We start from the raw sequence: 14,165 nt of genomic DNA on the forward strand, positions 1-14,165 counted from the left end.
GGTGACCGCCAAGCCGCCGCCGTCCGCTCTGCAGGGCGCCGTAGCGCAGATCCTCTCCTCTGACGGTTCGGTCGCAGGCGCTGGCTTCCTGGCCGGTCCCCGCTCCGAAAAAGTGCTGCTGACCTGCTCACACGTGGTGGAGAAGGCCGGGTATGGCCCCCGCGACCAGCTGTGGCTGGTCTTTCCCCAGCTTGAAGGAAGCCCTCGAGTGCAGGGAAAGGTCCTGCCGACCGGGTGGACGGATCCGCAGGACCAGGACGTCGCGGTCATCCGGCTGACCGAACTGCCGCTACAGGCAGTACCACTGCCGCTCGGCACAGCCGACGGCTGCTCTGGTCACAGACTCAGCACCTTCGGATTTCCCCCATACGGCGATGAGGGCGAGGACGGCAAGAACAGAGGGAACAGAGGGCAGGCCCGTGCCCTGGGGGTGAAGTCGGGATCGTCCGACTATCCCGTGCTGGACCTGGATAACGCCAACAGCCTGACCGTGGGCTTCAGCGGCGCGCCCCTGGTGGACAACCGAAGCGGTCTGGTCATCGGGATGGTCCGGTCGATCTCCGTCCCCGATGGCTACGACCGGGGGCAGAACACGGCCCAGGCGGTGCCCACCGAGACACTGCGCACGGTGTGGCCAGCGGTGAGCCCGGGTGCGGGCATGCGCCCGTACCTCGGTCTTGAGCCGTTCACCGAGCTGGATGCCCGGTGGTTCCACGGCCGGGGCAAGGCAGTCGAAGAGGCAGTGGAGAAACTCACCTCGAACCGCACGCACGGCCTTCTGATGGTCGGCCCGTCCGGTTCCGGCAAGTCCTCGCTGGTCCGTGCTGGCGTACTGAAACGACTGGAATCACAGCTGCAGCCGGGCGGCGGGCGATGGGTGCCCCTGTATCTGGAGCATCCCGGGCAGAACCTGGCGGAAGCACTGGACCAACCGAGCCTCTTTCCCGGCGCGAGCGCTGACATTGCGACGGCGGTGCAGGAACGGCTTTCAGCGCTGGGCGACCGCGACCGTCTCGTCCTGTTCATCGACCAGTTCGAGGAAATCCTCGCTGCGGCTGGTCCGCAGGCCGGCCTGTCTCCGCATGCTCGCTCAGCGGTGGACCAGCTGACAAGACTCCTCAGGTCCGGCGTGTCGGCCACCATCGTCATGATCATGCGCAGCGACTTCATGCCCCGCCTGGAGAATGTGGCCGGAGGCCTGCTCGGCCAGGTCGGCGACCCGTGGTACGTGCCGTCCATACTGACCCGAAATGATCTCCATGCCATCATCACCGAACCAGCTGCGGCGGCAGGAGTCACATGGGAACCCGCCGACCTCCCTATCCGAATAGCTGACGACGTACTGGCCGCAGCCAACGGCCGGTCGGCCACGCACCTGCTTCCTCTGCTGGAGATCACTCTCAGCCACCTCTGGGACATGCGCAGGGATGACCGGCTGGTCCAGGAGGCGTACGGCACCAACGGCATCGCCGAGAGCCTCAACGCGTGGGGGCGCAAGGCCATGAAGAAGCTGCCCGACAGGCACCAACAAGGAGCAGCCCAGCGGATGCTGGCGGCAATGGTGCGCCGCGACGACTCCCGGCGCATCCCCGATGTCCGCGACAAGCTACCCCTCGACGAACTACGCACGCTGGCGGGCCGCGCCAATATGGACGAGATCCTGGCCGTACTCGCCGCCGAGCGCCTGGTTGTCACCCGAGGACACGACCCCAACGGACGCAATTCCAACCACGCCGGTGAACCGGAGGGCGCCTACGCAGAACTCATCCACGACTATCTCCTGACCGGCTGGGACGATCTCAGTACGTGGGTGGATCAGTACGAGGAGTTCAACTCCTGGCGTCACCGTGCCGCCCACCAACAGGCCCTGTGGAAGCGACAGCGCAAACGCAGCGACCTCCTGCACGGCAGTGACCTCGACCACGGCATGAAATGGCAGGCAGAGGGTCACCTGCGCCCCAACTCCGACATCGCGGAGTTCGTCCGCCGGAGCCGGAAGTGGCGCGTGATGCTCAGATCCGTCACAGCTGTCGCCCTATCACTTGCACTGATTACTGTGACCACGCTGGCAATCTCCCGGCAGATACAACTGGAGCGAACACAGCAGGCGCTACGCGAATCGCGGCAGGAACAGCGCCATGCCGTCGCACTGCAGCTCACCGCGCGCGCCGAACAACTGCGCCCCAGCAATCCCTGGCTTGCCCTGCAACTAGGTCTCGCCGCCTACCACACCGACCCTGAACCGAGCGTACGGGCGTCGCTCGTGAACACCATGACCACGACTCGGCTTGATACGAGCCTGCCGGGAAGGCCCTTAGGCTTCACCCGCGGAGGCAGCCTGCTCGTTGCCCGTGGAGGCAGCAGGCTCATCACCCGCAATAACCCTCCCACGCGACTCCAGATCGCGACACGGGACCTGGCGCCCGGAGCTACCGCTCCGAAGACGCGAGTCCTGTCCGGCTTTCCCCCGTCCGAAGCCGACGTCAGTTACGTGGGGCACCTGCTCATCGCCATCGACGGATCCGGCATCCGGCTGTGGAGGCTCGCAGGAAAGGCCCGCCTCGTGCCCACGAGCACCAAGTTTGACAGAAATATCCGCAACGCCCTACTCAGCGAGGACGACCGGCACGTAGTAGTCGAACACCAGGACCAGACCGTGACGGTCTGGGATGTCACCGATCCTTCTCACCCCCGCCGAAGCGGGCCGCTCTTCCGGATACCCTCGGATGATTCCGACCCCCCAGTCGTCAGGGCGTTCTCGCCAGACGGACGGCTTGTGGCAACCACGTCCGAGCGCACCCTGACTTTGTGGGACACCGGTACCCACTGGCACCCAATTGCGACACTGCGTATGCCGAACCTTCCCCGGCGAAGCGACGGCCCATCCTTCTATGACGCTGGCAGCGTGGCCTTCAGCCCAGACGGACACACTCTGGCGGCTGTCGCGCGAGGGGCTGTGGTGCTGTGGGACATTACCCGCACGGACCGGCCGGTCAGACTCGGCACGCCCCTGCCCGGGGACGCAGCCGCCTTCGGCCCCGGAGGTACGAGCCTCGCCACGGCCGACGAGAACGGCGCGATCACCTTGTGGGACCTCGGTGACCGCGCCCGGCCCCGCCGCACCGACCACTTCCCGGCTCCGCAGAACGGCGGCGTGGTTGAGGTCCGCTACACCCCCGACGGCACCCACCTGGTGATCGGCTACAGCCCGGCAGAGGCGCACGCAGGGTGCGGATTTGTTTTGGACTACGAGTGCCACCAAGGGCCGTTCGACAACGACTACACCGTCGTATGGAACCTGCGCCACCCTGCCTGGCCCGCGCCGCTCGGCAAGACCCTGTTGACGACCGCATCGCCCTTCGGCCTTGCCATAAGCCCGGACGGGCACACAGCCGTGACGGCCCGCCCCGACGGAACCCTGGCTTTCACGGACATCACCGACGCGGACCACCCCTTCCGTACCAGCACACTGCGCCCCGGTTTCCGCGGCCGGGTCACCGCTCTGGCCTACCGCCCGGACGGCCGCGTCCTGGCCGTTGGAGGCGAGCGGGGCGCGATCGAACTATGGAAAGTGAGCACCGTGGCAAGGCCGGCACGGGTCCGGGCCGTGGCTCCGTTCAACAGACCGGTCACCCTCCTGCGGTTCAGTAGTGACGGAAAAACCCTGGAGGCAGCCGATGCCCTTGAATCGATCGGCTGGACCACCGCAGCCCAAGTCCCGAGCTCTTTTTGGGCAATGTGGTTCACCCCCCTCGCCCCCCGGGTCGACGTCGACCCGCTCACAGGGACCCTGGCACGCGTAGGGCCCCGCGACTGGCCCTACATCCCGACAGCAGACATGAGCTACCAAGTCGAACTGTGGGTCTTCGACGGCGAGGTCGGGCCACGCCCGGGCAGCGGCGGGTCGATGCTCACCGGCCCCGGAAGCACCGGCTCCACCGTCGCTTTCTCCCCGCGCGGTCATGTCCTGGCAGTCGGAGGCCGGGATGGGACACTGGCCCTCTGGGACATCAGTGGGTGGAGGGCGGGGCACCTTTACAACCAGAACCTCCCAGTCAGCGGGCACCAAGGAGAGGTCACAGCGATCGCTTACTCTCCCGACGGCTCGACGATCGCCACAGGGGCCGCCGACGGAACCGTGCTCATCTGGGCACCGAGCGGCGACGGCCCCCTGCGCCTCAGCGAGCCCGAGAGGGCATATCACGGCAGGGTGACCGCATTGGTCTTCACCACGGATGGCCGCGAGCTCCTGACGACCGGCGCCGACGGAAACGTACGGCTATGGAACACAGGCGCCCTAGCTGACCTGCGTCGCGCACCGGACGCGCAGGCCTGCACGATGGCCGGGACCGGACTCGGCAAGAACAGCTGGACAAAGTTCATGCTGAGCCAGCCGTATGCGAAGACGTGCCGCTGACCTGACGCGGCCCTGAGCCTGCGGCGCGACCCGGACAGAGCGGGCCAGGCTCCCTCAGAGGACACGACGATCCGCCGTCCGGTATGAACGGCAACGACTCACGGCATCACCAGCTCACTGAGGAAGAGCCGCACCCATCAGAGACATAGCCCAAGAAGTGGACCAGAGCCTGGAAACGGACACCACTTGTCGACGAGTCTGAACACCACTTCAGCAGGGACAGCCGATGTTCGCGGGCGTTGATGGCGAACGCCGCCGGCGCGCGTTCGGGCGATGCGGCTTGGAGTGGTCTGGCCTGTCCTAAGGTGCTCTGCGACAGTTCCCGGACCGAGCAATCGTGAGCGAAGAGAACGCGTCGTGGGTCGAAGTCGGCGAGTCGCTCCAGCCAGTGCGGGTAGGCGGGAAGCGGCTGCTCCGCGCCGTGGAGTGCCGCTTGGCGGGCCAGCTGGCGGCCTGCATTGCCGCAGGAACACGTCGCGCGAAGACGCCGACCGGGATGCCGTATCACCCGACCAGTCGCACACCGACGTCCTGGACGAAGGGTGCCTGGTACGGCCCGAGGTCAGGGTCCGGCTCCGTAGTCAGCACATCGAGGCCGAGCGGGGTCCCTTCGGCGATCAGCACGGAGCCGTCATCCGCGGGCAGGTGGTAGCGCAGCAGCAGGGATGGTTCGCTCAGCGCGTCCAGGCGGAGCACTCGAGTGGCCTCGTCGGGGTCGTCCATCGTTCCGAAGAACCGTGCCGGGGTCGGAGTGAAGCACAGCTTCGTCTTGAAGCTGAACAGGCCGGGCTTGGCTATGTGGCCGTACAGTGCCGGATCGGTGCCCAGTGAGATGTCCCGCCAGCCTAGTTCACGGGCAACCTGAAACGCTTGCATGTACATGACTCGTACGACGCAGTGCTGCCGACTGTCCGGGGCGGTGGCTGCGAACCGGATCACCACCGCGGACACGTCCTTGCGAACGCGGCACACGCAGCAGCCTACGAGCGTGTCGTCCGCGAGGGCCTGAACGGCGAAGTACTCGTCGGCGTGCGCAAGGACGTCGTCCCGGTCGTAGCGCGCGAAGGGCACACCGTGGCGCATGGTGCTGATCTGGCGTTCGTACAGTCCCAGGAAGGCGTCGTAGGTGTCCGGATCCAGTGGCACGACCGCCTTCATGCGGATGCCCTGTTCGTCCACGAACCGCATGCCGGCCCGGACGCTCCGGCGCTCCTTCCCGGAGAGCCCGTCGAGAAAGGCCTTCTCGGAAGGGCCAGCCGGAGCGATCCAGGTGACCCAGGCCGGATGGACGGCGAACCCGGCCCGCCGCAGTTGCGGTCGGCAGTTCGGCTCGGGGTCGACGACGCGGACCAGGTCGAACTCGTCCCGCCGGGACGCCCAGTCCGTATCCAGGGCCTCGTCGGCCATCACCAGTGCCGTGGTCAGTCCGTACGTGGTCTCGACAACCATCCCTGCCTCCTGGTGGTACGGGGCTCGGGACGGAGCCCCGCGTGTCTCGGTTTCGTTCGGCACGCCGGGCATGGCGCCGCCGTGCCGCGATCACACCGGCCCCGTCACTCGGACGCTGTCCTCACACGAACGCGATGCCGGATCGGGACCTGGCGGCAACCTGCAGCTGGTGTATCCGGGCCACCGTGGCGTGTCCGCAGGTTGACGCACAAGAACCCGACAGTTGCCTCACAGAGTTGATACGTGAAGGTCATGGCTGATCCTCCCTGCCCTCGGTGGTTGTCGTCGGACTAGTTCGGACGTCATCGGCTGTCCGGCCCCACTGTGACAGCGGCTGGTATCACTGCCGTCTTGCCGGCGTCTTGTGCTGCCTCGGCCGCCCGCGCCGCCGTGCCGCGCTCCGCCGGAGCGCTGCGGGCAGCGTGCCCCGGCGCCGGCCCACAACGGCGAGGGCCAGCAGCGCCAGACCGCTCACGGCGCCCAGCACGAGGAACGGCAGCTGGTCGGTTACCTCGTAGAGGGCGACGCCGATGACTGGGCCGAGGACGTTGCCGATGTCCGAGACCAGGCCGAACAGGCCAAAGGCCTTGCCGTCGTTCGCCGTGGCAGCCTTTAGCTCGACAATCCCGCGCCGCGCGCTGAGGAAGAGCATCGCATAACCGAACATGTAGACCATGAAGCTTCCTCCGACGGCCACGAAGTGGGCGCTGGCGGCCATAGCACACAGGCCGACGGCCGTGAGACCCAGCCCGATCGCCGCCAGGGTCCGCAGCGGCGGCGTGTACCGGCCCAGCAACCACATCGCCAGGCCCGAGACGGCCAGTCCGGCGACGAAGACCGCCGAGATCGCCGTTCGTGCCGACGTGTGCGCTCCGGTACTGAGGTAGACCGGCAGAACTGGTTCGAGCGCCGAGTACACCAGGAAGGTGAACATGTCCAGCCCGCCGAGCAGAAGTGCCCACACCCACCACCGGACCGGTGCGGGCCCCGCCGCGGAGGCATCCGCCTCGGGGACGGAATCCGCTTCTTCCCAGGGCCCCCCGGTCTCCTGCCCGGGAATGGCCAGTGCGAGTCCGAGAGCCGTCGCCGCGGTCACTGCGGCCCCCGCAAAGAACAGCCCCGTCAAGCCGGCCGGCACGGCCACTCCGGCGACCAGCGGCCCGAGGAGGAGCCCGGCCACCGAGGCCGACCCGAAGTTCCCCATCATCCGGCTGGTGGGGATCTCGTGCCGTCGGCACAGCGCTGCCATGCCGGCGTAGAGAGCCGGGGACACCAATCCCTCACCAATCCCCCAGCACACCCGGGCGGCCAGCAGAGTCAGACTGTCCCGGGCCAGGGCCGTGAGAAGGATGCCGACCGCGGCGGTGAGCATGGACAGCATCGCAACGCGGTCCGCCCGCCATCTGTCGACCCACCATCCGCCGACCGGCTGGGCGAGCGCCTTGGCCCCCGCGAACAGTGCGAAGGTCAGCGCGACGACGACCGGCCCGGCCCCGACCCGGTGCTCCAGGTCCGGGACGAACGGAATCATCACCGTGTACGACGCGTTAACACTGACGATGGCTGCCAGAAGCAGCGCGGCACGACACCGACCTGGTCCCATCTCAGTCTCCCCTGATGTAGGCGGACAGCACCTGGTTCATGTGGGCGAGCGCCGGTTCGAGGTCCGGGCGGCGCTCGGGGGCGTAGACCAGGGCCCACAGGTCGGTACCGGTTAGAGCGTGCCGCTCCTTGAAGCGGTAGTTGTCGCGGCCCCACTCGATGCGGCTCATGCCGTGCCCGTACGCCCACTCTGTGCTGCGGTACATGAGCGCCACATAGGTGCTCAGGTCGTGGAGCGTGGCGTAGTCAACACCGCCGCACATGAAGGTCACTTCCGACCCACGCCGGAACGCGAAGAAGGCCCCAACCAGCCGGTCGTCCACCTCCGCGGCGGCCATCATGGCTCCGGGCACCCGCAGCATGCCCTGCAGCGCGTCCTCGTCGAACAGGGCCGGCCAGTCATTCTTGTTGCTGGTGTCGACGGTCAGCCGGAACGCGGCGGGCACCAGCGTGTGCGCCTCCGGCCCCTCAACCATCCGGACCCGCAGGCCGCGCTCGTCGGCCCGGCGCAGCCGCCTCTGCACATCCCGCCTGATCTTGTTGGTGACGCGGTACATGTGGTCGTCGAAGTCACCGAAGAGGTCACAGCTGTAGGTTCGTTCGAGTAGTGTGCGGCCGACCGGAGGCCCGGCCACCGCCAGCCAGTCGGCCACGCCTTCCGCGGTGAGATTGGGTACAACGAGCACCTCGGCCGGTCCCGACTCGATCCATTCCATCGCGGTGGCGTACGCGCCCCGGACCAACGCGGCGGGCACGTGCCCGCGCTTGCCGTACATGAAGTACGGGGAGCCAGCGAAGATCATCGGTTTGCCGAACCGGCCCGCGAGGCCGACCTGCCGCTCGTATCCGTCCCAGAACGGGGATTCGTGCACGGCGTATAGCGGGAGAGCCGACGCCCCGTCAGACTCCGCCGGGCTGGTGTGCACGTAGGCATGCCTCGCGCGCTTCTCGACGCCGATCCTCTCCCAGGCGCGCAGCCAGCCCGCGGAGTCGTAGAGGCAGCTGGCGACCACCCACTCCGGCACCTCGTCGGACAGCCGCCAGTCGGACGCGGTCACCACGCACTGTCCGGTTCGTGTGATAGCCACCCCGCACACCTCCTGCTTGGGCCATCGAGTCGAGACTGGGACACCGTAGGAACGGCTTCTCTCGCGGTGGTCTCAGGCTGATCCCGACTCGCGCCGCCCCGGTCCCGTCTTTCGGTGGCACCGCCCTGCCCCGGAGCGCTCGCCCTGGGAATCGGGCGGCCGCATATCACCGTGAGAACGCGACAAGAGCGGCGAACCGTACTGTCCAGCGCAGAGCCAGGGCCCACGGCATCGTGGACGGCTCTTCACGTATCGGCGAAACGGAACAGGCGAGGCCTGTTCGCCTCACAAGGGAGAGACATGAAGGCGCAGCTGGCAATGTTTGGTAGCAAGCCCGTGGTTCGTCCGGAACACCGGCGACTGGAGTGGCCGGTGGTGACGCAGTCGGACAAAAACGCCGTCCTGCGCGCCCTGGACAGCCGCAAGTTCACGGTCGGCGCGAAGAGCGAACAGGAGATCAGCGGGCTTGAGAGGGAATGGGCCGAGTTCTGCGACACCCGTTACGCGATCGCTGTCAACAGCGGCACGGTGGCGCTGGAGCTGGCGCTGACCGCCCTGGGCCTCCAGCCCGGCGACGAGGTGATCGTCCCGGCGCTCAGCTACGTGGCGACCGCCATGGCGCCGCTGTACCAGTTGGCGATTCCTGTCTTCGTGGACATCGACCCGGTCACGTTCAACATCGACGTGAAGCAGATCGAAGCGAAGATCACAAACCGCACCCGGGCAATCATCCCGGTCCACCTCGGCGGTCTGCCCGCCGACATGGACGAGATCCGGGCCCTGGCCCGCAAGTACAGCCTGCTGGTGATTGAGGACGCCGTGCAGGCGCAGGGCGGGAAGTACCACGGTGAGACCGCAGGCTCCATGGGAGCTGCCGCGGTGTTCAGCCTCAACGTCGAGAAGAGCATCCCGACTTGCGGCGAGGGTGGACTGATAGTCACGGACGACGAGAGCGTCGCCGAGCGCTGCCGGAGCCTACGTGTCCTCGGCGAGGACCTCAGCACGGAGGAACGGCTGTACGTGTCCGCCACCCGCGGCTCGAACCTCAAGCTCAGCTCGGTGCTGGCCGCCTTCACCAGGGCTCAGCTCGCCAGATTTTGGGACTACCAGGTCTGCCGCGACCAGAACATCCCCGTCTTCCTGTCGCGGCTTGCGGCGCTGCCGGGCATCGTCGTCCCGCCCGTCCCGACTGACCGCACCCACATGTGGCACATGCTGCGCTTCCGCTTCGACCCGCAGGCGGCGGGCCTGGACGGGGTCACACCGGGGCGTTTCCGCCAGGCGCTGCGCCGGGCGCTGCTCGCGGAGGGCGTGCCGCTGACGCACTATCAGATCATTCCGCTGCCCGGTCAGCCGGTGTTCCAGGAGCAGAACGCCTACGGCCAGGGCTATCCGTGGTCGCTGCCGGGAACCAATCCGCAGCGCTACGATCTAGCTGACTACCCGGTGACCTGCCAGGTCATCGAGGACTCCCTCTGCCTGCGGCGCATGCACCTGAACCCCGACGCCGGTCCTGCTCTGGACGAGTACGCGACCGCCTTCGAACGGGTCTGGGGGGGCCTCGACGTCATCGCCCGCTTCGCCCGGGCCCTCGACTACGAGCCGCCCTGGGCCGCCGCCAAGGGGTACCGGCAGAAGGCCGGTGTGCCGACATGAGCGTCCAGATCGACGAGGCGGCCACGGGCAAGGACGTGGATTGGGACGACCTGCGGTGCCGGGCGATGGCGGTCCGGGAGCACGTGCTCAGGATCGGGGCCGGGGCGATCGGCACGCACGTGGGCGGATCCCTGTCGGCGGCCGACATCCTCGTGGCCCTCTATTTCGCGGTCCTGCGGGTGCGCCCGGACGAGCCGGGCTGGGCGAGGCGCGACCACTTCGTGCTCAGCAAGGGGCATGCCAGTGCGGCATTGTACGCGACGCTCGCCGAGCGGGGGTTCCTGCCCACCTCCGAGCTGGGCACCTACGGGTGCTCCACCGGGCGGCTGATGGCGCACCCCACACCCGCGGTGCCAGGCGTGGAGTTCGCGACCGGGTCGCTGGGCCACGGTCTGTCGCTGGCCACTGGGCTGGCTCTGGCCGCCCGCCGGGCCGGATGCCCCAATCGGGTCTTCACCCTGGTGGGCGATGGCGAACTGCAAGAGGGGTCGGTCTGGGAGGCGGCCATGGCGGCCACACACCTGGAGCTGGACAACCTCACCGCCGTGGTGGACCGCAACCGTCTGCAGATCAGTGGTCTGACCGAGGACCGGATGCGGCTGGAGCCCCTCGCCGACAAGTGGCGGGCCTTCGGCTGGCATGTGTCCCAGGTGAACGGCCACGATTTCGCCGAACTGGTGCCAGCATTGCGGTCCGCCCCGGTTCCGGGGCGCCCGACCGTACTGATCGCCGACACGGTCAAGGGACGCGGCGTGCGCCATCTGGAGCACCGCAAGCAAAGCCACTTCGCCAAGCTCGGTGAGGCAGCGTACGAGCGGGCACTCGCCTCCCTGCGAGGCGAGCCATGAGCGATACCCTGCGGGCGCAGAGCTCGGCGCGGCGAACCGTCGACAACCGACAGGACGGCTCCGACCGGGCCGCTTACCGCGCCACACTGCTGAAACTGGCGCGAGCGGACAGCCGGATCTGGTGCCTTGACTCGGACATGGGCGGGCTGGAGAAGCAGTTCGAGGCCGTACTGCCGGAACAGTACGTGGACCTTGGTATTGCCGAGGCCAACCTGATGTCCGTCGGAGCCGCGCTCGCCAGCACAGGCATCCTGCCCTTCATCAACACCATGGCCGCGTTCGCCTCGGCCCGAGCCCTGGAACAAGTCAAGATCGATATCGCTTACCACAGGCTGCCGGTACGTATCGTCGCCACGCATTCCGGCTTGTCCGCGGGCCACCTCGGCCCGACCCACCATGCCCAGCAGGACCTCGCGGTGATGCGGTCGCTGCCCAACATGACGGTGATGACGCCAGCGGACGCAGGCGAGACGGTGCGGATGGTCAACGCGGCGGCGTATATGTCCGGCCCGGTCTACATCCGGCTCGGCCGCGGCTCCACCGCCCCGGTCTACCACGGCGACGCCGGCTTTACCGTCGGCGAGGCGGTGGAGTTGCGCACCGGCAGTGACGTGACGATCATTGCGGCCGGCTCCTACCCCGTCCTGTTTGCGCTGGAGGCGGCTGAACAGCTCACGGAGCAAGGCATCGCAGCCGCAGTGCTGAACATGCACACCATCAAGCCCCTCGACGTCACGGCGGTGGTGAGGGCGGCGAGCGGCACCGCCGGCGTCGTGACCGTCGAGGACCACGTGCTGCTCGGCGGGCTGGGCGGCGCGGTCGCCGAGGCCGTCGCCGAGCACGAGCCGACCCGGGTGCTGCGGATTGGCGTGAGCGACGCCTTCTCTTCCCAACCGGGCAGCCACCGTGCCCAGCTCATCGCCGGCGGCGTCAGCCCGCAGAACATCGTCACCGCCGCCAAGGCCGTCGTGAGCGGCCGTTCCTACACGACAACGGTTCACAACAGTAACACCGCAAAGGAGAGTGCATCATGACCACCACCACGACGAGCACCTGCCCGGAGTGCGACGAGATCGTACCGACGGCGCCGGACATGCGCGTGACGTCGATCGTCGTGTGCCCGACCTGCAAGGTCGAGTTGGAGATCATCTGCCTCGACCCGGCCGAGTTCGCGCTCGCCCCGGAGATCGAGGAAGACTTCGGGGAGTAACGGATGAGCATGAGTGCGTCGCAGGACGGCCTCTTGGCCGTCCTGACCACCCGCGTCCGCCTCGAGGAGCGGCTGATCTTCGCCGCCCTCGAGCGGCGCGGCATCCCGTACACGCCCATCGACGACCGCTCCCTGGTCAGCGATCTCCGATCTCCACCGCCGGTGCGCTACCGGGGCGTACTGAACCGGATCATGTCGCACACGCGGAGCTTCTACACCGCGCGCTTGTTCGAGTCGATAGGCCATCAGGTACTCAACCCGAGCAGCGTCATCGAAGTCTGCGGCGACAAGATCCTCACGTCGCTGGCCCTGGTACGCGCCGGATTGCCAACCCCGCGGACCGTCGTGGCGGTGACCCCCGACGCAGCGCTGCAGGCCATCGAGGAGATCGGGTACCCGGCAGTGATCAAGCCCGCCGTCGGGTCGTGGGGCCGGCTGCTGTCGAAGGTCAACGACCGGGACGCGGCTGAGACGCTCGTCGAGCACAAGCAGGCGATGCGCTCACCCGTGCACTCGGTCTTCTACGTCCAAGAACTCATCGACAAGCCCGGCCGAGACATACGGGCCATCGTGCTCGGCGACCAGGTCGTCGCGGCCGTCTACCGCAGGTCGGAGCACTGGATCACCAACACGGCGCGCGGTGCCGCCACGGAGCCGTGCCGGGTGACGCCGGACCTGGCCGAGCTCGCGCTGCGGGCCGCGGAGGTGGTCGGCGGCGGCATGCTCGCGGTGGACCTGATCGAACGCTCCAACGGCGAGATGCTGGTCACCGAGGTAAACCACACGATGGAGTTCCATGGGCTCTCCTCGGCCACCGGGCTGGACATCGCCGATCTCATCGTCAGCCATGTCCTGGAAGTGGTGGCCCAGTGAAGGCCTCAGTGATCGGCGCTGGCGGATACATAGGCGGCGAACTCGTCAGGCTGCTGCTTCAGCATCCGCACGTAGAGCTGACCCAGGCCACCTCGACACACCACCGCGGACGTCCCCTCAGCGCCGCGCACCCGAACCTGCGCGGCCAGAGCGACTTGTCCTTCGTGTCCGAGGAAGACGTGTCGGAATCTGACGTCGTCTTCCTGGCAACGCCTCACGGAGTATCGATGAAGGCCGTCGGCAAATGGTCTGCCCTCGCGCCGATGGTCGTGGACCTGAGCGCCGACTTCCGGCTCCACGACCCCGCCCAGCGGGAACGCTACTACTTCGGCGCCGCGCCGGAGGAGTCCTGGCTCTCCCGCTTCCAGCCGGGGATACCCGAACTGCACCGGCAACGACTGCGCGGGGCGAGCCACATGGCGGTCCCGGGCTGCATGGCTAACGCCGCGATCCTGGCCCTGCACCCGCTCGCCACGGCGAGCCTGGTCGCGGGCGTGGTCCTGGTCGACGCCCGCACCGGCTCCAGCGGCGGCGGCAGGACCCCCGACGAGGGCAGCCACCACCCCGAGCGCAGCAGCGCTCTGCGCATGGCCAAGCCGCACGGCCACAGGCACACCGCAGAGATCGAGCAGGCATGCGGAGTGCGGGTGCACATGACGGTGACCGCAGTCGACGCTGTACGCGGGATCCAGGTGGTCTGCCACATCACTCCGGCGCAGACCGTCACCGAGCGCGAGTTGTGGGCGCTCTACCGTACGGCCTACCAGGACGAGCCCTTCGTGCGGCTGGTCAGGGAGCGGTCCGCCCTGCGCCGGATGCCGGAGCCCAAGATCCTCAGCGGCACCAACTACTGCGACATCGGCATGTCACTCAACTCGGAGGGAGATCACCTGATCGTTGTGGCGGCCATGGACAACCTGGTGAAAGGAGGTGCCGGCAATGCCGTCCAATGCTTCAACATCGCCTCTGGCCACGACGAGACCGCGGGACTGCGGTTCGCCGGGCTCCACCCAGCCTGAGCG

10 protein-coding genes and 1 pseudogene are annotated in these 14,165 nt (G+C 67.8%); 7 read left to right on the forward strand and 4 right to left on the reverse strand.

Annotation, left to right across the window (positions count from 1 at the left end):
• Window position 1 precedes the first annotated feature (1 nt).
• On the forward strand, window positions 2–4,417 hold the full coding sequence (locus ACWC0C_RS42995; protein ID WP_450870209.1) for an nSTAND1 domain-containing NTPase: 4,416 nt from the start codon (window positions 2–4) through the stop codon (window positions 4,415–4,417).
• Between the two features lie 319 nt (window positions 4,418–4,736).
• Here the strand turns inward: ACWC0C_RS42995 and ACWC0C_RS43000 are convergent.
• From ACWC0C_RS43000 to ACWC0C_RS43015, 4 genes and pseudogenes are all read right to left on the reverse strand, one after another.
• Window positions 4,737–4,874: pseudogene (locus ACWC0C_RS43000) on the reverse strand (N-acyl homoserine lactonase family protein); the annotation flags it as partial.
• Between the two features lie 47 nt (window positions 4,875–4,921).
• The gene (locus tag ACWC0C_RS43005; protein ID WP_450870210.1) at window positions 4,922–5,866 is read right to left on the reverse strand and encodes a GNAT family N-acetyltransferase; all 945 of its coding nucleotides are present in this window, start codon (window positions 5,864–5,866) and stop codon (window positions 4,922–4,924) included.
• Between the two features lie 340 nt (window positions 5,867–6,206).
• The gene (locus ACWC0C_RS43010; protein WP_450870212.1) at window positions 6,207–7,397 is read right to left on the reverse strand and encodes an MFS transporter; all 1,191 of its coding nucleotides are present in this window, start codon (window positions 7,395–7,397) and stop codon (window positions 6,207–6,209) included.
• Window positions 7,398–7,470: 73 nt separating this feature from the next.
• The gene (locus ACWC0C_RS43015) at window positions 7,471–8,556 is read right to left on the reverse strand and encodes a GNAT family N-acetyltransferase (protein WP_450870213.1); all 1,086 of its coding nucleotides are present in this window, start codon (window positions 8,554–8,556) and stop codon (window positions 7,471–7,473) included.
• Between the two features lie 372 nt (window positions 8,557–8,928).
• Between ACWC0C_RS43015 and ACWC0C_RS43020 the strand changes: the two genes are divergently transcribed.
• The 6 genes from ACWC0C_RS43020 to argC are packed head-to-tail and all read left to right on the forward strand — an operon-like array spanning window position 8,929 to window position 14,162.
• Window positions 8,929–10,212, forward strand: coding sequence for a DegT/DnrJ/EryC1/StrS family aminotransferase (locus tag ACWC0C_RS43020; RefSeq protein WP_450870215.1), 1,284 nt, complete (start codon window positions 8,929–8,931; stop codon window positions 10,210–10,212).
• Entirely contained in the window at window positions 10,209–11,060 is an 852-nt protein-coding gene (locus tag ACWC0C_RS43025) for a transketolase (protein ID WP_450870217.1), read from the forward strand. The genes ACWC0C_RS43020 and ACWC0C_RS43025 overlap by 4 nt, the downstream gene beginning before the upstream one ends.
• Window positions 11,057–12,094 (forward strand): transketolase family protein, encoded by a 1,038-nt coding sequence (locus tag ACWC0C_RS43030; protein WP_450870219.1) that lies wholly within the window; start codon window positions 11,057–11,059, stop codon window positions 12,092–12,094. Before ACWC0C_RS43025 ends, ACWC0C_RS43030 begins: the two co-directional genes overlap by 4 nt.
• Window positions 12,091–12,270, forward strand: coding sequence for a lysine biosynthesis protein LysW (locus tag ACWC0C_RS43035; RefSeq protein ID WP_450870221.1), 180 nt, complete (start codon window positions 12,091–12,093; stop codon window positions 12,268–12,270). Before ACWC0C_RS43030 ends, ACWC0C_RS43035 begins: the two co-directional genes overlap by 4 nt.
• 3 nt (window positions 12,271–12,273) lie before the next feature.
• Window positions 12,274–13,143 (forward strand): lysine biosynthesis protein LysX, encoded by an 870-nt coding sequence (gene lysX / locus ACWC0C_RS43040; RefSeq protein WP_450870222.1) that lies wholly within the window; start codon window positions 12,274–12,276, stop codon window positions 13,141–13,143.
• Window positions 13,144–13,151: 8 nt separating this feature from the next.
• Window positions 13,152–14,162, forward strand: a complete 1,011-nt coding sequence (gene argC / locus ACWC0C_RS43045) for an N-acetyl-gamma-glutamyl-phosphate reductase (protein WP_450870250.1) — start codon at window positions 13,152–13,154, stop codon at window positions 14,160–14,162.
• Window positions 14,163–14,165 lie beyond the last annotated feature (3 nt).

The sequence above is a fragment of the Streptomyces sp. NPDC001709 genome (assembly GCF_053596375.1).

What these genes read in the sequence shown, in the direction of transcription:
- ACWC0C_RS43025 (WP_450870217.1), top strand. Translation starts at nt 10,209, where the DNA reads ATGAGCGTCCAGATCGACGAGGCGGCCACGGGCAAGGACGTGGATTGG.
- ACWC0C_RS43030 (WP_450870219.1), top strand. Translation starts at nt 11,057, where the DNA reads ATGAGCGATACCCTGCGGGCGCAGAGCTCGGCGCGGCGAACCGTCGAC.
- lysX (WP_450870222.1), top strand. Translation starts at nt 12,274, where the DNA reads ATGAGCATGAGTGCGTCGCAGGACGGCCTCTTGGCCGTCCTGACCACC.
- ACWC0C_RS43010 (WP_450870212.1), bottom strand. Translation starts at nt 7,397, where the DNA reads ATGATTCCGTTCGTCCCGGACCTGGAGCACCGGGTCGGGGCCGGGCCG.
- ACWC0C_RS43035 (WP_450870221.1), top strand. Translation starts at nt 12,091, where the DNA reads ATGACCACCACCACGACGAGCACCTGCCCGGAGTGCGACGAGATCGTA.
- ACWC0C_RS43005 (WP_450870210.1), bottom strand. Translation starts at nt 5,866, where the DNA reads ATGGTTGTCGAGACCACGTACGGACTGACCACGGCACTGGTGATGGCC.